17 protein-coding genes are annotated in these 18,264 nt (G+C 45.4%); 8 read left to right on the top strand and 9 right to left on the bottom strand.

Annotation, left to right across the window (positions count from 1 at the left end):
• Window positions 1–317 precede the first annotated feature (317 nt).
• Window positions 318–902 carry a zf-TFIIB domain-containing protein gene (locus QUA77_RS09855; protein ID WP_333038070.1) on the bottom strand — a complete coding sequence of 195 codons (585 nt, stop codon included), beginning with the start codon at window positions 900–902 and terminating at the stop codon, window positions 318–320.
• Window positions 903–947: 45 nt separating this feature from the next.
• The gene (gene patD / locus QUA77_RS09850) at window positions 948–1,346 is read right to left on the bottom strand and encodes a heterocyst frequency control protein PatD (RefSeq protein WP_333038068.1); all 399 of its coding nucleotides are present in this window, start codon (window positions 1,344–1,346) and stop codon (window positions 948–950) included.
• A 463-nt stretch (window positions 1,347–1,809) separates the two neighbouring features.
• Between patD and QUA77_RS09845 the strand changes: the two genes are divergently transcribed.
• Window positions 1,810–4,083 carry a bifunctional (p)ppGpp synthetase/guanosine-3',5'-bis(diphosphate) 3'-pyrophosphohydrolase gene (locus QUA77_RS09845; RefSeq protein ID WP_333038066.1) on the top strand — a complete coding sequence of 758 codons (2,274 nt, stop codon included), beginning with the start codon at window positions 1,810–1,812 and terminating at the stop codon, window positions 4,081–4,083.
• A gap of 256 nt (window positions 4,084–4,339) precedes the next feature.
• Here the strand turns inward: QUA77_RS09845 and QUA77_RS09840 are convergent.
• The 3 genes from QUA77_RS09840 to QUA77_RS09830 all read right to left on the bottom strand — a co-directional run bounded on the left by QUA77_RS09840 (window position 4,340) and on the right by QUA77_RS09830 (window position 6,762).
• A protein-coding gene (locus tag QUA77_RS09840; protein ID WP_333450008.1) for an IS630 family transposase occupies window positions 4,340–5,295 on the bottom strand; the annotation gives its coding sequence in 2 pieces (ribosomal slippage) (window positions 4,340–4,953 and window positions 4,953–5,295; 957 coding nt in all).
• 249 nt (window positions 5,296–5,544) lie between these two features.
• The gene (locus tag QUA77_RS09835) at window positions 5,545–6,135 is read right to left on the bottom strand and encodes a hypothetical protein (RefSeq protein WP_333038063.1); all 591 of its coding nucleotides are present in this window, start codon (window positions 6,133–6,135) and stop codon (window positions 5,545–5,547) included.
• Window positions 6,136–6,372: 237 nt separating this feature from the next.
• Window positions 6,373–6,762, bottom strand: coding sequence for a DUF1830 domain-containing protein (locus QUA77_RS09830; protein WP_333038060.1), 390 nt, complete (start codon window positions 6,760–6,762; stop codon window positions 6,373–6,375).
• A 374-nt stretch (window positions 6,763–7,136) separates the two neighbouring features.
• Between QUA77_RS09830 and QUA77_RS09825 the strand changes: the two genes are divergently transcribed.
• From QUA77_RS09825 to QUA77_RS09815, 3 genes are all read left to right on the top strand, one after another.
• Window positions 7,137–8,717 (top strand): photosystem II high light acclimation radical SAM protein, encoded by a 1,581-nt coding sequence (locus QUA77_RS09825; RefSeq protein ID WP_333450007.1) that lies wholly within the window; start codon window positions 7,137–7,139, stop codon window positions 8,715–8,717.
• Between the two features lie 275 nt (window positions 8,718–8,992).
• Window positions 8,993–10,132, top strand: a complete 1,140-nt coding sequence (locus QUA77_RS09820; RefSeq protein WP_333450006.1) for a transposase — start codon at window positions 8,993–8,995, stop codon at window positions 10,130–10,132.
• A 360-nt stretch (window positions 10,133–10,492) separates the two neighbouring features.
• Window positions 10,493–10,963 carry a hypothetical protein gene (locus tag QUA77_RS09815; protein WP_333450005.1) on the top strand — a complete coding sequence of 157 codons (471 nt, stop codon included), beginning with the start codon at window positions 10,493–10,495 and terminating at the stop codon, window positions 10,961–10,963.
• Between the two features lie 133 nt (window positions 10,964–11,096).
• On the opposite strand, the gene QUA77_RS09810 is transcribed toward QUA77_RS09815, so the two are convergent.
• On the bottom strand, window positions 11,097–11,492 hold the full coding sequence (locus QUA77_RS09810; RefSeq protein ID WP_333450004.1) for a pre-16S rRNA-processing nuclease YqgF: 396 nt from the start codon (window positions 11,490–11,492) through the stop codon (window positions 11,097–11,099).
• A 203-nt stretch (window positions 11,493–11,695) separates the two neighbouring features.
• Here QUA77_RS09810 and QUA77_RS09805 point away from each other — a divergent pair, with 203 nt between their 5' ends.
• The gene (locus tag QUA77_RS09805; RefSeq protein WP_333450003.1) at window positions 11,696–12,889 is read left to right on the top strand and encodes a hypothetical protein; all 1,194 of its coding nucleotides are present in this window, start codon (window positions 11,696–11,698) and stop codon (window positions 12,887–12,889) included.
• A 102-nt stretch (window positions 12,890–12,991) separates the two neighbouring features.
• On the top strand, window positions 12,992–13,117 hold the full coding sequence (locus QUA77_RS09800; protein WP_333450002.1) for a hypothetical protein: 126 nt from the start codon (window positions 12,992–12,994) through the stop codon (window positions 13,115–13,117).
• 121 nt (window positions 13,118–13,238) lie between these two features.
• Here QUA77_RS09800 and QUA77_RS09795 read toward each other — a convergent pair whose 3' ends face one another.
• Both QUA77_RS09795 and ntcA read right to left on the bottom strand, forming a co-directional pair.
• Complete coding sequence (locus tag QUA77_RS09795; protein ID WP_333450001.1) at window positions 13,239–14,918, bottom strand: DUF3084 domain-containing protein; 1,680 nt, start codon at window positions 14,916–14,918, stop codon at window positions 13,239–13,241.
• A gap of 77 nt (window positions 14,919–14,995) precedes the next feature.
• The gene (gene ntcA, locus QUA77_RS09790) at window positions 14,996–15,661 is read right to left on the bottom strand and encodes a global nitrogen regulator NtcA (protein ID WP_006634020.1); all 666 of its coding nucleotides are present in this window, start codon (window positions 15,659–15,661) and stop codon (window positions 14,996–14,998) included.
• Between the two features lie 330 nt (window positions 15,662–15,991).
• Between ntcA and fabI the strand changes: the two genes are divergently transcribed.
• Window positions 15,992–16,768 (top strand): enoyl-ACP reductase FabI, encoded by a 777-nt coding sequence (gene fabI, locus QUA77_RS09785; protein ID WP_333038047.1) that lies wholly within the window; start codon window positions 15,992–15,994, stop codon window positions 16,766–16,768.
• Between the two features lie 309 nt (window positions 16,769–17,077).
• Window positions 17,078–17,716: an imidazoleglycerol-phosphate dehydratase HisB gene (gene hisB / locus QUA77_RS09780; RefSeq protein WP_333175893.1), complete on the top strand. Its 639-nt coding sequence runs from the start codon at window positions 17,078–17,080 to the stop codon at window positions 17,714–17,716.
• 45 nt (window positions 17,717–17,761) lie between these two features.
• On the opposite strand, the gene QUA77_RS09775 is transcribed toward hisB, so the two are convergent.
• A complete protein-coding gene (locus QUA77_RS09775) occupies window positions 17,762–18,142 on the bottom strand; it encodes a hypothetical protein (protein WP_333450000.1) in 381 nt (126 codons plus the stop codon).
• Window positions 18,143–18,264 lie beyond the last annotated feature (122 nt).

The following is an 18,264-nucleotide window of genomic DNA, read 5'->3' as shown; positions in this document are numbered from 1 at the left end:
CTGGCGGTTAGTTGTTAGTTATTAGTATTTTTCATGGCTTATTAGTGATTGGCAAGAGACCGATATGCTGTTTGTAAATACTAATAAAAATTGCTACAAACAAAAATTTTATTAGTACATCATTAACCGACCAACCACTTACTAAAAATAGTCAACAGTCAACCGTTAACAGTCAACCGTCCACAGTTTGTAAATACCAATAGAAATTGCTACAAACAAAGATTTTATCACTACATCATTAACCGACCAACCGCTTACTAACACCAGTCAACCGTTAACAGTCAACCATCAACAGTCAACTGTCAACAGCCAACAGACTAAATTTCCTTTCGCTTCAACTCAGCTCTCCGCAGTATGTAAGTAGCGGCACAATCTGCGTGAGGATGGTCTGCTAAAACTTCCGCGAGTTCCAACACATATCCGGCGATATCCGGCCCCAGCTTCTCAGTCAGCACTTGACGTTCCCGAGAGGCGAGTTCTTGCACGCGGGCCTTAGCTTGCCAATTCGGAGAAAACATCTTGTCAATCTCGGTGTGGAATCCCAGACTTTCGAGAATGTCCCACTCGCCGTTATCGCACCAAATGCCCCCGCACAACATACAGCGCTCTATGTAAAAGGGCACTCTACTGAAAGGAACTTTCGCCCGCGACAGATAGTGACCGTCTTCAGGACACAGCGCTGCTTTGCTGTCGTAGACAGACGGGGTGAATTCTATGCCGAGAGTCCCTGTCGCATCAGGCTTCTCGGATTTGTTGTACCACTGGCTCTGTTCTTTTTGCCAAGCTTCGTATTCTCTGCCTGGAATCCAGATACCGTAACAGTTGGGACACCACTGCACCGACATACGGCCGGCTAAGGTACCGCCTTCTAAATTGGGATGTTTACATTTTGGACATTCCACCGCTTTATTTCTCCTTGCCTTATTAATTCCCTGTTAATTCAATTATTAATTCTGTATCTGGGCGGGCCCTGAAGAACCAGAATTTTTTTGTAGCAGCGCGCCACAGTAGCCAATTAGCGTGTTGAGCCGCGCGATCGCCGCAGTTTGCCTCGCCTTTGCTGTCGCTGGCTGGCGCGACGCTTGCAAAAACGTGACATCTGTCCCCAACAACCGCAGTTGCTTGTGAATTTCCGTCAAATAGGACTGCTCTGGGGGTGTTTCTGAGGCGTCTAACTCATCGCTTTCGGCTCTCATAATTTGGTTTCCGAAAAATTGTTGCACTTTTCTGTATTCGATCGCCAGCGCGGCCCCATCCAGATTATCCTGTGCAGCAGTTCTTTGTAGTTGTTCTAGTGCTTGCTGTAATTCTTGGTAGCACTGGCGGCGGTCTTCGGACAATATCATGATTTTGTAAACAAATTTGTATTTATAATCAAAGTAGATACTTACTTAAGTTTGCTCATATGGAGGGAAGCCGTGCGTTTTTGGAGCAATTCCCTGTTTTGTGAGAACTTTTTTTGATTTGTTTCCCTGGCTCTACCCTTCTGGCTGCTGCTTTTAGTTTAGCGTTGCCGGTAAATGCCGATCCCCCCGCAACCTCAACTGCTACCCCCAAAATATGCTTATTTTACCCGATTTTCCCCGAGCGACAGACTGCTGCGGCGGCAGTGATGTCACTACATTTTCCTACCTACGAGGGGGGGCGACTCGGGATTACATAGGTATAGTTTGAGAAAAATCGACTATTTTTTTGAATTGCAAATTGTGGCATTCAATTAGTTTAGTATAGCTAAACACATAATTTCGGCAATTCAACCGGAAACCGGCTTTTAACCATTTGTATTTCTAAGTTTTAAAGGTGTACCCCATGAACGCGAACACTCTGACTCCCTCTCCTTCGATCGATCCTGCTGTAGTTCCCGACTGGCTGCAAGAATGCCTGAATACTCGATCGCAGCCTGATGGGGACCCTAACCCGAATTGCTCGACTGACGACAGCTTAATTTGTCGGGCCTTTGAATTTGCCCGCGACTTGCACGAAGGACAATACCGCAAATCGGGAGAACCTTACATTTGCCATCCGGTAGCTGTGGCTGGAATACTCCGGTATATGGGCGGCAACAACGTCATGATTGCCGCGGGCTTCCTCCACGACATTGTTGAAGATACAGATATTACTCTCGAAGAAATAGAACAGCGGTTCGGCGCCGAAGTGCGACAGTTGGTTGAAGGTGTCACCAAGCTTTCTAAGTTTAATTTTTCCAGCAAAACAGAGCGCCTTGCGGAAAATTTCCGCCGAATGTTCCTAGCAATGGCTAAAGATATTCGCGTCATTGTCGTCAAACTGGCAGATCGGCTGCACAACATGAGGACTTTGGAGCATTTGTCCGAAGAAAAGCAGCGCAGTATTGCCCTAGAAACCCGAGATATTTTTGCTCCCCTAGCGAACCGTTTGGGTATTGGTCGCTTTAAGTGGGAATTGGAAGATTTAGCGTTTAAATACCTGGAACCCGAAGCTTACCGCGAAATTCAAGAATTGGTGGCAGAGAAGCGGGCCGATCGAGAAACTCAACTCGCAGAAGTCACAGATAGTTTGCGAGAAAGGCTTGACAATTTAGGCATTAAATGCTATGAAGTTAGCGGCCGTCCCAAACATTTGTACGGGATTTACGGCAAGATGCAGCGCCGCCAAAAAGGGTTTAAGCAAGTGTACGATATTGCGGCGGTGCGGATCATAGTAGAAACCAATGATGACTGTTATCGGGCTTTGGCGATCGTCCACGATTCTTTCCGCCCGATTCCCGGCCGCTTTAAAGATTATATCGGTTTACCAAAAGCCAACCGCTACCAATCTTTGCACACCGGAGTAATCGGAACCAGCGGTCGCCCCATCGAAGTGCAAATCCGCACCGTAGCAATGCACCACATTGCAGAATACGGCATTGCCGCGCACTGGAAATACAAAGAAACTGGCGGTTCTAACACAACAGTTACCGGCGACGACGAGAAATTTACTTGGCTGCGACAACTCCTAGAATGGCAAAGCGACCTGAAAGACGATCGCGAATATTTACAAAGTATTAAGGACAACTTATTCGACGAAGATATTTACGTTTTTACTCCTAACGGAGACGTGATTGCTCTCAATAGCGGCTCAACTCCCGTAGATTTTGCTTACCGCATTCACACAGAAATTGGCAATCGCTGTACCGGTGCCAGAGTAAACGGGCGAATGGTAACACTAGACAAGGTTTTAAAGAACGGCGATATTGTAGAAATCTTGACCCAAAAAAATGGTCATCCGAGTTCCGACTGGCTGAATTTTGTCAAGACAAACGGAGCCAAAAACCGAATTCGCCAGTGGTTGAAGCGATCGCACCGAGATGAAAATCTCGCTCGCGGCCGGGAATTGCTGGAAAAAGAATTAGGTAAAAATGGCTTGGAATCTTTGCTAAAATCTGAGCCCATGCAATCGGTGGCTCAGCGCTGCAACTACCACAGCGTCGAAGATTTAATCGCCGGTTTGGGCTACGGCGAAGTCACCCTAAATCTCGTAGTAAATCGACTGCGAGATTTAGTAAAAGTGCAGCAAAAAATTGAAGCTGCTCCCGCAGGAACCCACGAAGTGCCCCAGCTAATACCTGCATCGACGGCACCGAAACCAGTACCTAGTTCGTCTCCGAGCAAATCGCCGATCGCAGGTGTAGAGGGATTGCTCTACCATTTATCCGGCTGTTGCTGTCCGATTCCTGGGGAATCAATTATTGGAGTTGTGACTCGCACTCGCGGAATTTCGATTCACCGGCAAGGCTGTTCAAATGTTGAGAGCGTACCAGGCGATCGCTTGGTTCCTGTGAGTTGGAATTCCAGCAACCGCAATGAATCTCGACCCAACACTTATCCGGTTAACATTCAAATTGAAGCCCTCGATCGAGTGGGAGTTCTCAATGATGTGTTATCGCATTTGAAGGACAACCAAGTAAACGTCCGCAGCGCTCAAGTCAAAACATATCCCGGATTGCCCGCATTAATTGACTTGTGCATGGATATCCAGGATAAACAACAGTTCGAGCGGACTTGTATGCAAATTAAAAAGATGAGCGATATTTTGAATTTGCGGAGGCTGAGTGAAGTGAATTAGCCATTTAATTGAGCGGCTGCTGCGGGAAGTTGGTAAGTAGTAATTGACAATAAACTTTTTTATTTAAACTCTTAACAATTCCCCAAGTAGCCGCAGTCTGTTGTTAGCCAGCAGTAAAAATAGTTTACGCGAAATAAGTTAAAGCATGGATGACAGTCAGTTAGAAACTCTCCTCAAAAACATTGCATCTGATCGAGTAGAGCGCAAGGCCTCAACATCCGATAAAGGTAAACTTCGTCAGGTTATATAGCCTTTCTCAGGTAGATGAGGTACAATAACAGCAGTGAGTAAACCAATTCCAGAAGTCTTGCTCGTCAACTTGCTCAAAAGCTCTAGTTATTGATGAGGACAATGCTTTATAAGTTCTTGCCCCCAAAGTACGGAGAATGCCTTTAACTTTAGACCAAAAATTTTCAATTGGGGAGAAATCCGGAGAATAGGGAGGTAGAAATATTAACCTTGCCCCGGCTTTTTTAATGGCTTTTTCTATTTCTTCCCCTTTGTGGATGCCATAGTTATCCATTACTACGCAAGCACCTTTCCAGAGTTGTGGAACGAGTTTTCTGATAATAAAAGCCTCGAAAGTAATGCCATCTATTGAGCCTAATAAATTCACAGATGTCACAACTTTTTTGACGGATCTTGCTCCCAATATCGATACATTTCTGCCACGCCTATTTGGTTTTGATCCCCTGGCTCTTGAACCTTTTAACGATCGGGCATACAACCTAACCATAGCCAGATTCACCCCGGACTCATCAATAAAGATTAAGTCCTGCACGTTCAGGTTGTTCACTTGTTTCCAGAACTCATATCGGAGGTTTTGAACTCTTTCACTGCCTTTGGCTGACGGAAAGAGCGTTTTTTTTTGAAGGTCATGTTCAACCGGTGGGTCATTCTTCCCATTGTGGCTCGGCTGACAGTAACACCGATTTTTTCGTGAAGTAATTCGCAGAGTTCTTCGAGAGTAGCATCGTTATTTGTCTCAATCAATTGGGCTAAAATTACCAGTTGCTCGGAACCCAGTTTAAGTTGACCTCCACATCTATGAGTTTGAGGAGAAATATCTTGGGTTAGACGGTATTGTTTGAGTAATTTTTGCACAAAACTCAGAGCAACGCAAAACCGCTTGGCTAGTTGTCTTTGCGAAATTGGTTCAGTTTCATAAACATTAATTATTTTTTGCCGCAAGTCAACAGAGTAAAATTTCATTTTTGATTGATATCTGATATTTTTTGTAATCTTTCTCTCCGCATCAACCCGATTGACCGAAGTGGTGCGATCGAGTGCATCAGCCCGAGCGACTGCTAGTCCACCCTGGTTCGCATTATCCGCGCGGGGCGCACACTCACCGATTGAATTATAGCGAACTGATTTTTGTTATTTGATATTTTCCAGCCAATTTGGGTTACTCACATTGTACCTCATCTACCTGAGAAAGGCTATATACCGGAGATAATATTACAGATTACCTTTGAGCCCGATCGCCGTGACAATAGTCCACGCATCTACCAACAGCAACAGCAGTGTACATAAAAGTAAAATAAGATACATCCAAGGCTGCGACAAAGGACGGACATCTCTAGTATCAATACCTGTTTTTGCTTCCACCAAACCGACTAATTTAGCAAATCCAGCCACCCGCATTGGCAGCAAATAACCTTCTCCCGAATGACTCAAAAAATAGTAAACTAAACCTCCTTGACCGGTCGATCGAGGTTTGAGAGCTTTTACCTCAGTCCAAGATAGCGACCAACCCTTGCGAAACCAACGCGGAAACCAGTTGGGATATGTGACTTCAATCCCCTCATCGCTCAAAATTACCCTTTCACTGAGCACGCCGTAGAGGCCCACAGCCCCGACAAAAATTGCCGCCCAGAGTGCGGCGGGAGGAACGGGTGCTTTAGTTACTTCCGATAAAAACGGCAATGGAATTGTCAGGGCTGTGTACAAGCTCAACAGCGTGATTCTAATCAGGGGAGAAAGCCGGAATATCGCCGGCTCAAATACTGGGGCAGAAGATGGGGAAGAGGCGATAGGTTGTGCTGACATGGCTGAAATTCGAGAAGCTGTTTAATGATATTTTTGCACAGTTGTCGAACTCGCCAACCAAACTCAGGGAATTAGGAAAAACCGGACAATCTTTGCAGTTGCGAGTTTTGATCTAAAATTCATTTCACAAACTTTGATTCTTAAGTGTTGAGTTTTTACCACTTTGCTGAAGTTGGAATTTTGAGCGCGGAGTTATCAATTAAATGACAATTTATAACTCAAAACTCACAACTCCGATTAATCAACGGCGGTTAGCGCCGGTACAGTCAAAGGTTCTGAGATTTCTCGGGATTTGGGGCGGCGGGCCATCGCTGTTCGATCGCCCTGAACTGCCTCTGGGGATCTGCTAGGATTGACGTTTGAATAGGGGCCTTCGTTAATCTGCAAGCGATCGCAAGGAATTTTATCCGACAAAATTGCACTAGCCATCATCCCGGTGTGAATTTCCAATGCTGCGGCCGGCATCGCTTCAAACACTAAGCGCTGTCCGGGAAACACCACTCGTTCAAAGTACCAGTTAGGAATGTTGGCGATGCGAGCAATCTGAATCTGACTGGTGGCGTTGACGTAGCAGCACAGAATCTTGCTGTCGGTGTCTGAGGGTACGGGGTCAAGAATTTGAGCCATAACTGCTGAGGGAGCCTTGCCTAAAAGTTTTAGTTATCTTCTCAGGCTAACACTAGGTGATCCCGCCTACTGTAAAGCCGACTACCAACTCCCTAATACATGAGAGACCGATCGAACCTAACTTAAAATCTAACCGGATAAATATCGGATTTTTGACTCCCCGCTGCGATTTTAAGCCAAAATACGCTGTATTGACTTAAAAATTAGCTTTTTTCTGCTGCCGTCGCCGATCGACACCAACAAGCTCGGCATTGAGCCAAATAGAAAAATTTAAGAATATTTAATGTCAAATTGCGAAAATTAGACATATTGTAAAGTTATATTAAAAGAATATTAACATAGCTGAAAAAGTTCCACTTTAGGATATGGCAATCATGGAAAACCGAGAAAACCGAGTCCTGTACGTCCGCCTCCCTTGCAATCCTATTTTCCCGATCGGAGTTGTCTATCTTTCGGATCACGTACACAAGCTGTTTCCCGATGTCCAACAGCGCATTTTTGATTTAGGTGCCGTACCCCCCCTGGATTTCGCTAAAGCTTTAGATGCCAGCATAGACGAGTTTAAGCCGACTCTACTGGTTTTCTCTTGGCGGGACATTCAAATTTACGCGCCCGTTGGCGGCAGGGGCGGCAATCCGCTGCAAAATGCCTTCGAGTTTTACTACGCCAAAAATCCGCTGATCAAGTTCCGGGGAGCACTCGGAGGACTGCGTTTAGCCGCGTCTTACTACACCGAACTCTGGCGCAATTTGGGACTGATTAAGCGCGGATTGAAGCGGGCCCGGAAATACCGCCCCGAAGCTCGTGCAGTGGTCGGCGGCGGTGCTGTGAGCGTTTTTTACGAGCAGTTGGGACGCAGTTTGCCGACGGGCACTGTGGTTTCGGTGGGGGAAGGCGAAGCTTTGCTGGAGAAGTTAATTAAGGGCGAAGATTTGGCCGAGGAAAGATGTTATGTGGTGGGAGAAACCGTGCCGCGGGATCGGCTAATTCACGAAAAGCCAGCCAACATCGAGAAAACTGCTTGCGACTATAACTACATCGAAACCATTTGGCCGGAATTTTCCTATTATCTACAAGATATGGACTTCTACGTCGGAGTCCAAACCAAACGCGGCTGTCCTCATAATTGCTGTTACTGCATTTATACGGTGATTGAAGGCAAGCAAGTGCGGATCAATCCGGCGGATGAGGTGGTGGCGGAGATGCGGCAATTGTACGATCGAGGTATCCGCAATTTCTGGTTTACCGACGCTCAATTTATCCCAGCACGCAAATTCATCGACGATGCAGTTGAATTATTGCAAAAAATCATCGCCGCCGGTATGGATGACATACACTGGGCCGCTTACATCCGTGCGGACAATCTCACACCCGAGTTGTGCGATTTGATGGTAAAAACGGGGATGAATTACTTTGAAATCGGCATCACCAGCGGTTCCCAGGAACTGGTTCGGAAAATGCGGATGGGCTACAACTTGCGAGTAGTTTTGGAAAATTGCCGCGATTTAAAAGCAGCCGGTTACAACGACGTGGTTTCCGTGAATTACTCGTTTAACGTCATTGACGAAACCTTTGAAACCATCCGGCAAACTATTGCTTATCACCGAGAATTAGAGCGGATTTTCGGAGCGGATAAAGTAGAACCCGCTATTTTCTTTATCGGGTTGCAGCCGCACACAATTTTGGAAGAATACGCCTTTAAACAGGAGATTCTGCAACCTGGTTACGATCCCATGAGTTTGATGCCTTGGACAGCGCGCAAATTGCTGTGGAATCCAGAGCCTTTGGGTTCGTTTTTCGGGCAGATTTGTTTAGAAGCTTGGCAGCGGAATTCCAATGATTTCGGCCGCGAAGTGATGGCAATTTTGGAGGAAAAACTCGGCTGTGCGGATCTGGAAGAGGCATTAACCGCGCCTGTGGAAATCAAAGACAAACAGTTGGCAGCAGTTAATTAATTACCAGGTTCGCAGTCAGGACGACGGTTATTTAAAAAATGGGAAATAGGAGGAAAAATGTATCTTCTGTTTCCCTTTTTATTATTTACTAAATAGCTAAGCGCCAATAAAAAATTACTGTGTAACTGCTGGTTGACTGACAAAAGTCAGTCAAGAGCGGGATAAAAGCTGACCCAGACTGGATTAAAGAGAAAAAGAGGGATAAACTGTTTTTAACCAAAAAACCAGTATGAATCGAAATGCTCGATCGCCCCTCTCATCTTCATCATAAACTAATGAAATTCGCAGGTCAATACAGTCAGTGGTCAGATTTAAGACATCTAGGAGTGATGTGTTGGATGATGGTTGGTTTGATTGTAGAAGGCAAGGTAAATCTAACCAAATGGATCGACCATGTCTGCACCAAAGCACAAATAGCCCAAAGCACACAACGAAGATTGTCTCGATGGGTAAATAATCCCCGTATCAACCCAGCAAAATTGTATAGTCCAGTGGTGAAGGCCGTATTTGCCAACTGGAAAGACTCAGAAATTTATCTGAGTTTTGATACCAGTATGTTATGGGATAAATATTGCATCATTCGCATCTGTGTAGTACATTTGGGCCGAGCGATTCCGGTGGGCTGGCGAGTACTCAAACACAAAAGTAGTAGTGTCAAAATCGATACTTATCAGGATCTTCTCAAGCGTGTCTCAAGGCTCCTACCAGTCGATGTCAAAGTCATTCTCTTGGCTGACAGGGGGTTTGCCAATGCCGAATTAGTCCGTTATGTCAGAAAATTAGGCTGGCACTGTCGAATCCGGATTAAAGGCAATTTTTGGCTGCGTCATCCACGGCAGGGGTGGCAGCGAGTGAGTCAATTTCCGGTAGCCATCGGCGAGGCAAAACTGATCCACAACGTTCAAATTCACAAATGTAACTCGCTCACAGATGTCCATCTAGCAATTGCATGGGAATCTACTTCTGGCGAACACTGGTACATTATTAGTACTGAGCCTACTAATCTCCAAACCTTTCGGGAATATGGCTTCCGCTTTACCATTGAGGAAAATTTTCTGGATGATAAATCCTCTGGATTCAATCTCGCAGACTCTAAACTCCGTTCCGCTCCAGCTCTTTCTCGACTGTGCTTGGTGTTAGCGATGACTACTTTGTTCTTGACTGCTCAAGGTGTTAAAGTTGTCATTTTAGGTCAGCGTCGCTGGGTAGATCCACATTGGTATCGGGGTGCTAGCTACTTGAAAATTGGCTGGAGTTGGGTCAAACAAGCTCTGAACAAGGGCTGGAATTTAATTTCTGTTATCTCTTTTTCTACTAATATTGACCCCGAACCAGTCCAGGCTTCTCGTCTACAACATCAGCAAAGAACTTACCGAATTGAGTTTCAAGCTACCACTGTAGTTTGGGCTAATTAAACTTTTGTCAGTCAATCAGGTGTAACTGAGTCAGTTCGCGATCGCCTGGGAGGCGAGAAACCCGGTTTCTAGGAAAATCAAAGGTTTAGTAACGAGAAATATATCAAGAAACCCCGTTTCTCAGATCAGCGTGAACAAGTCATAAAACCTTAAAAATGTTATCAATGCAAGAGATTGCTTTCCTGCGATCGCATTGACATACTTATGTATTTTCACTGGTGTAGGGTACAAAGGTCGCACCTTACTTAAACGGACAGTGTACCGTATTCCTGCACCTTTCACCTCTGATATTAAATATTATTAATATCCAGCAAATATCGCTTAAGATGTAATTATATAGTTAAAACCAGGAGTGACAAGATGTTTTATAAAGATAGAGTTAAGGGCATTAAAGGAGTAGGTCTAGTTATGGCAGGCATTAGTGCGATTCCCTTCGGGATAGCTTCGCTTCACGGCTTTTTGACTGCCTCAGCAGAAGCAACTGCACTAAATCAACCGATTGGCAAAGTTCGGGCGATCGCACCCAACACTTTGGGCAATAATCAACCGCTGCAAATAGCTCAATTTGAGGGATGTCCGAGGGCCGAAATGGTGCAATTTTTCGCAACGCCCAACTTTTCTATATACATTTGCAAAACCCAGGAAGGCGATATTTTTTACCGCGGCCTCAGCAAAATAAATGGCACCCAAATCAATGTAATGCAAGTAACTACAGGTGATGACGGAAGTTATGAAGCGACTAACGGCAATATTATCTATTCGATTAACCCCCAACGCCTGCAAGTCCGCCAGAATGGTAAGGTAATCTTGACCGAAGCTGTCATCAAGTAACACTAACTGTTATTTAATGATTAATTCACTAAATTTAGGGTGTATTTTATTTAAGTTAAAAATTCCATATCCGCAAAAACATATTGCTTCCTTAATAATCAAAGAGAATCAGTGGTAACACTTATAAAATTGACTAACTTTTGTTTAAATACCTCTGAATTAGAACGATCGCCACTATATCATCTACCGGCCGCGGCGGAGTCCGCATCCCCTGGGGAATCAAACGAGAAAGTCCCGTCGGAGGGTACATTTCCCAGTAGCGTTCCCTCGCTTCTAAACTGCTGTACCTCTCGTCAACCCGAACAATTTCGATCTCCGGCGACAAACTCTGCGTCAGTTTTTGTTTCCAACTCTTAGAAGTCGTTTGATCTCCCATCACTAATAACTCAATGGGAAACTGTTCGCACAAAGATTGAATAGTAGATATCGCTGCTTCCGACAGCACAACTTGATGGTAGCAGACCTTCTTATCTCTACCCATTACAGCTATGCCGCATTTGTCTTTACCGGGATCGAAACCTAAAATCATATTTATGAGTCCTGTGTTAATAAGTTTGTAGTTGCGCTGTTGTAGTCGAGGAAACCCATCGCCAACCTATATCTAATCTGATACTTGCATTTCTGAATGTCTCAAAATCTTTGCGGGCGATCGTACTTATTTGGCTTGATTTTTTTGTGGGATTGACATATTATATCATCATGGGAATCCCTATTTAACTGGGAGTTGTAATAATGGAAGTCGAATTTGGTCAGGTTCAGGAATACAATACAGAAAGAGGTTTCGGCTTTGTAAGCCGCACATTTAGTAATGCTAATCAAAGACATAAAAAAAATGTTTGGTTTCACATCAAAAAAATTAAGTGTGATTACCCAAGTTTGGCAAAAGAATTAGATGCTGGCTCCTTCGCAAATATTAACTTTTGGTACGAAGTTGATAATAGCGATCGCGAAAAGGTCGGTAAAGTCTGGCTAGACCCAAAAGATATTCCTCAGCAGCAACGAGATAGTTTATCTTCTCATATTGAAGAACTATGGTGCAATCCTATTAATGCTTTTCCTGAATGGCTAGATTCGAGTACAATTGCTGTGGTTGGAGAAGTTCGCAAAGATGAGTTGAAGAAACTTTATGATGAACGAATTCGTAAGCGAAATGAAGTAAAAGAGCAAGAAAAAATACAGAGACAACTTCGAGGTGAACAGGCGATGGGGAGTAACAATCAAACTCAATCGTCTAAAGATCCAGTGGGAGGAGATCGAGATGATGCAAAGAATATTCAAATTCCATCAGGTACAGAGCGTTTTCGTACTGAGAGAGGAATAATGGTGGCAATTTTCTCTAGTGAGATGCACGGCTTACCCCCTGAATTAAGGAAAATTGTTAGACCATGCCCAAGGGGAAGTAGGATAAACCCGCTTTCTTATGACCCAGGGGGCAGTGACGTAGTAGTCGCTTATAGTCTCGGTCATGCTATTTTGTATGACTGGATTAAGGATGTTGAGCGGTACATTAGCTCATTCGAGAAATCCAACCCGGAGTTCCATTTACACATTCAATCAATATATGGGCGTTTTTGTGAATATACGAGCGAGCGCGGGTTTGGTGTGTTTTCGCCAATATGGTATCGTGACAGGGATGGAGCCTGCAAGGATGCTATTAAAGCTTGCTTGAAAAGATATCAAACACAGATAAAGATTGGCCACAAAACCTTGCATGAAGAAGCCAAGAACTATTGGAAAACTACTTATGGTCTTTCAGATCAAGAAGTTGAAAATTTGCCGACGCTTTACAATCAGTACAAGCAGTATATGGAGGAAAATAGAAAGGAGGCCATGAAAGCTCGCTGGGAAAGATATCAAAGAAAGATGGATATGCGCCAAACATTGCATGAAAAAGTAAGCCAAGAATCATGGGAAGACGACTTATGATCTTTCCGATCAAGCGCCAAGTTGTACGATAGACAAACTCAACAATATACTCTTACAATAATTATTACAAATGCTATGAATTGATCAAAACTTTATTCTGTGATGTCAATATCTCAGGGTTCGATTCTTAGTTTATTTCTTTGCCTTCTTAGCGGTGCGGTGCGGTGCGTCGCTGTGAGATTGTTGGTACTGCTTCCAGATTTTTGGTGGCGGCGCACCTACGAATGATGTTATATGACGGCACGAATTCCCATGATTTAATGATATGTCAAGGGCGCGAAAAAGTCAAGCAAAATAGCGGTTCGATCGCCAAAAATTTTTGCTCAAATTCGATATGTAGATCCAGAGTTTATTTAATTTTCAAGTCTCCTGGGCCTTGTGTTTGTTGTCCGGTGCGGAAAACAACGGCTCCGTTTTCAAGAGCAACTAAATCTATTTTAAGCGGGCCGGCGATGTAAGTGACATCTGCGGCGATCGCCTGAACGTCCAGCGGTTTCTCGTACTGCTGCAATCGCTCGATAAAACCAGCCAAAGTTTCAATCTGATTGTCGGCCACTTGAACTCTACCGCCGACAACACCGATCAGGCGAGCGCGAAATTGACAAGCTTCTATCAATTGCAGCAACTGCTGCCGCACCTGTTCGTCGGTCAAAGTCACCGGATCGACAGCAACCCCTGCAATCACATCTCCAGCGCGGAAAACCACTCGATTGATTTCTGCTTCTGCAAATACCTTAATTACCTTTTCTTCCCGCAGGTAATTAGCGCCGGCGACAATCCGCACCACGTAGTCTTGACCGTCTTTAATTTGACTAATGAGTTGATCGATTTCTGCTTTAGTAATTTGAATAACCTGCTCCCTAACCTTTCTATTTTCCGGCTGCATGAGTCCGACAGTGGTTTTATTTGCTTCTTGCAAAAGCCGATCGATCGCGCCACTCGCCATACCGGGTTCAATAATACGAACTACGCCTGCTGCTAAAATTTGACCGCGCCTGATGGCAACTGTACCCTCGCGGATTGCCTGAAAATCGCGTTCCAAAACTTGCACTTGCTGCTGCAATAAAGTTTGTTGCTGTTCGAGTTGAGTTTGTTGCTGTGCCAAGGTTTCTAAGAGTGCTTCCCTCTCGGCAATTACTTTGTCGCGCTCGACAATAGTTCGATCGCGCTCGGCGAGATTTTGCACCCGCTGGGCAATTTCCTTGTCCCGCTGGGCAATTAGTTCGTTGCGATCGACAATTTCCTTGTCCCGCTGGGCAATTTCTGCGTCTCGCTTGGCAATTTCTCGATCGCGCTGGGCAATTTGAGTTTTTACCTGGTCGATTAACTCTTGGCGCTCTTCTTGCAGTTGGGCGATTTCCGAGCCTAAAGTCGTTTTTTGAGCAGAAACTGTTTTCAATTGGTTCTCGGTGCGATCGAGCTGAGCTTTTGTACTTGATCGGGCCGTTTCAACCAGTTTCAATTGTTCTTCGGTGCGGGATTTAGCTGCTTCCACGCTGCTGAGCTGTTCTTCTGTCTTAGATTTAGCCGCTTCTACCTGACTTAACTGCTGTTCAGTTTTAGACTTGGCTGCTTGCACGCTGTTGAGCTGGGCCCGCAGCGAGTTTAATTTTGTTTGCGTCCGAGCTTGCTCAGCATTAGCTGCTTGGAGCGATTGATTAATTTGCTCTAAATTGGCTCTAGCTTGCGCTTGAGCGGCTCTGGCTTGAGCTAATTCACTTTCAACTCGATTTTTTTCTTGAGTGGCTTGGTTGATTTCTCTGCGGGCGTTGTTGAGCCTTTTTTGAATCTCGTCTATTCTAAAAACTCCCGTTCGCAGCGGCTTGCTAGTAGCAAACAAAATGCCCAGAGTCAGTGCTGACAGGATGCTGCCAGCCATCACTGTCACAACAACAGCAGTATCGCGGGGGCGAAGTTTGAACAAGCTCAACCTTGCCTTGCCGACTTTCGTCCCAAGGCGATCGCTGACAGTGGCGATCACACCCCCTAACACTAAAATTACAAATACCAGGATGTATCCAGCAGTCATTCCGATTTTAGATTTTGGATTTTGGATTTTGGATTGAATCTAAAATCCAAAATCCAAAATCGCATACTTTCTCGGCATCAAGTGAATTGCTGGCTTAAAGCCACCGGGTTGTGGACTGTGATCTTTTTCTTGTGGATCGAGATCATGGTTTCTTGTCTGAGATCCCCGAGCAAACGAGTCACAGTTACCCGTGTCGAGCCGATCGCTTCGGCGATCGCCTGGTGGGACAGCTTCAAATCTATCGTAATCCCCTCTGTACCGGGCACGCCAAAATCCCGGCACAGAATCAGCAAAAAGCTGACGAGTCTCGAACCCATATCTCGGTGCGCCAGCGTTTCAATCATCATCTCGGTTTGCAAAATCCGAGACGACAGTCCCCGCAGCATCACCATCGAGAGTTCCGGGTCTTCCTTGAGCGCTTTCTCGACTTGTTCGATCGGCAGCGAGATCAATTCCACCGGCGTAAAGGCTACCGCGTGGTAAAACCTGTCCGATCGGTGTCCCGTAATCAGAGACAGCACCCCAAATACGCTATTTTCGCGCAGGAGGGCGACTGTAATTTCTTCCCCTGCTTCGTACACCCTGGAGAGCTTCACAGCACCTCTAATGAGAACGTAGACGCGCTCAGCCGGGTCTCCAGGGAAAAAAATTGTCTTGCCCCGTTCAAAGGTTTCCACAATGGGTGGAAACGCCCCGCCGCTGATTTGGCGGAACACGGCTGCTAGCGGTCTATCATGCGTCACGACTAGATCCTTTGTACTAATCAATACTTTATAACTTGCCGATTAACCTTATTGAGTAAAATATACTGCCCAACCTCCAATATCCAAGGATTCGGTTACTTCCATCTAATGTTAAGGTAAACACGCACTGTATGATTAAATCTAGCCCTTCTCTTAACTTTTTCAATTCCGCCCCCATGTAGCTCCACAGCAAAATTAATATCAATTGTGTCTCAATTGTGTCTCAATTGTGTCTCAATCAGTTAAAGCTGAATCAGTTGTGTCTAAACTGCCGGGGTTGTCGCAGAGAGCCAATGAGAACGGTGCTAGTTGCTTCTAGAAGAAATACAGATGATAGATTTGACCGGAAAAAATGCTCTTGTTACGGGCATTGCCAACAATCGCTCGATCGCCTGGGGCATCGCTCAGCAGCTCCACAAAGCTGGGGCCAACCTCGGCATAACTTATTTGAAGGACGAGAAAGGCAAGCACGAGCGCAAAGTCGCTGAACTGGTGGAACCGCTCAATCCCAGTCTGTATTTGCCCTGCAATGTCCAAGACGAGAGCGAAATTGAGTCTACTTTTCAAACCATCGCCGACAAGTGGGGCAAGTTAGATATCTTGATCCACTGTCTGGCTTTTGCCGGCAAGGACGAACTTTCGGGAGATTTCACCAACACATCGCGCCAAGGTTTCTCCAATGCTTTGGATATTAGCGCTTACTCGCTGGTGCGGCTTTGTGCTGCTGCTAAACCGCTGATGGCCGAGGGCGGCAGTATTGTGACCCTGACTTATTTGGGCGGCGTCCGGGTAGTTCCTAACTATAATGTGATGGGAATTGCTAAGGCGGCTTTGGAAATGAATGTTCGCTATCTGGCTGCTGAACTGGGCCCGTTAAATATTCGGGTAAATGCGATTTCTTCTGGCCCGATTCGGACTCTGGCTTCGTCAGCAGTTGGCGGTATTCTGGACATGATCCACCACGTTGAGGAAGTGGCCCCGCTGCGGCGGACGGTGACTCAGCAGGAAGTGGGAAATGCTGCGGCTTTTCTGTGCAGCAATCTCGCTAGCGGAATTACGGGCCAAGTTTTGTATGTCGATGCCGGTTACGAAATCATGGGAATGTAACAGTTGTCGAAAATTTTGAGTTAAGCTATCGCGCATTTAAATTGTATGTTAGAGGCGGGTGGGACGCCCACCCCACAAAAGTTTGATTGTTTTTTGACATACAATTTAAATGCCGCAACAGCTTATGTAGGGGCGGGTAGAGACAATAAACTTTAACTTGAACAAGTAAGTTTTATGCAAAAGCCGCCCCTTTCGAGAGTTTTGAGTTTTGCATAATTCTCTTAACTAAATACTTGAGAATCAGCGCCGATCAAGCTGTAATCTTCAATTACTAATTATCAATAACTAATGAATGACCAATTGCGAATTATGGAGATAATCGATCGCCCTTCTCTACCTCCTACAAGTTCAGTTCAACCAGCTAGGGCCGCCTTGGTGAAACGCACGACACTGGAAACAGATGTCACCGCCAGCCTCAATCTCGACGGTGTGGGAACTTGCAAGGCGTCTACGGGGATTCCGTTTTTAGACCATATGTTGCACCAGATTGCTTCTCACGGATTGATCGATTTGGACGTGCAGGCGATCGGGGATTTGGAGATTGATGACCACCACACGAACGAAGATGTGGGAATTACCTTGGGCCAAGCGCTAGCAAAAGCTGTCGGGGATCGATCGGGCATTTCTCGCTTCGGGCATTTCATCGCACCTTTGGATGAAGCTTTAATTGAGGTAGTGCTAGATTTTTCGGGACGCCCTCACTTAAGTTACAGCTTGGAAATTCCCAACCAGCGGATCGGCACTTACGATACCGAATTAGTGAAAGAGTTTTTTTCGGCGGTGGTGAACCACACTCAAATGACACTGCACATTCGACAGTTGCAGGGCGGAAATTCTCATCACATTGTAGAAGCGGCGTTCAAAGCATTTGCGCGAGCTCTGCGGATGGCGGTAGAAATCGATCCGCGCCGCGCCAGCCGGATTCCGAGTTCTAAAGGAGTTTTGTAGTTTGGGGTTTGCAGTAGCGCTTCTGGGCTACTGCAAAGCTGTAAATCAAAATATATCTGCTATATAGTTAAAAACACCTTGACTTCCCTCACCGTACTTTCCGATAAATTCAGCGATTAGTCGATCGCTACACCTTTCTATAGCTTCAGCAATAGAACTTTGTGCTAAAACTTGACTGGCGGATAGACGCAAAACTTCAAACAAATTGACAGTGAAATCAGTATCTTCACTGACAAAATCCCACAGTTCTCGACCTATTAAAGTTATCATTTCCGAATTAGGCAAAATTTGCTTCAGCAAACCAAGTGTTACAGTTTTATTAGTTCTTTTGCCGTAAGCTATACCAATATAAGCGCGATCGCCCTCGTTAATTTTTTCCTCAATTTTCGCAGCCCAATATACTATTAAACTCAACGAGACTGTCACCAGCCCCGTTGGTCTTCAATTAGAGTCGATGCCTGTGTTACCACAGGACACCTCTCCTTCAGAACGCGGACGTGCAGCTTTCACTGCATCCGGCTCCTAGTCTGACACCTAATAAGTCGGGT

It is taken from the genome of Microcoleus sp. K5-D4 (assembly GCF_036704575.1).
Lineage (GTDB): Bacteria > Cyanobacteriota > Cyanobacteriia > Cyanobacteriales > Microcoleaceae > Microcoleus.
This window is presented reverse-complemented; position numbering and strand designations above follow the sequence as displayed.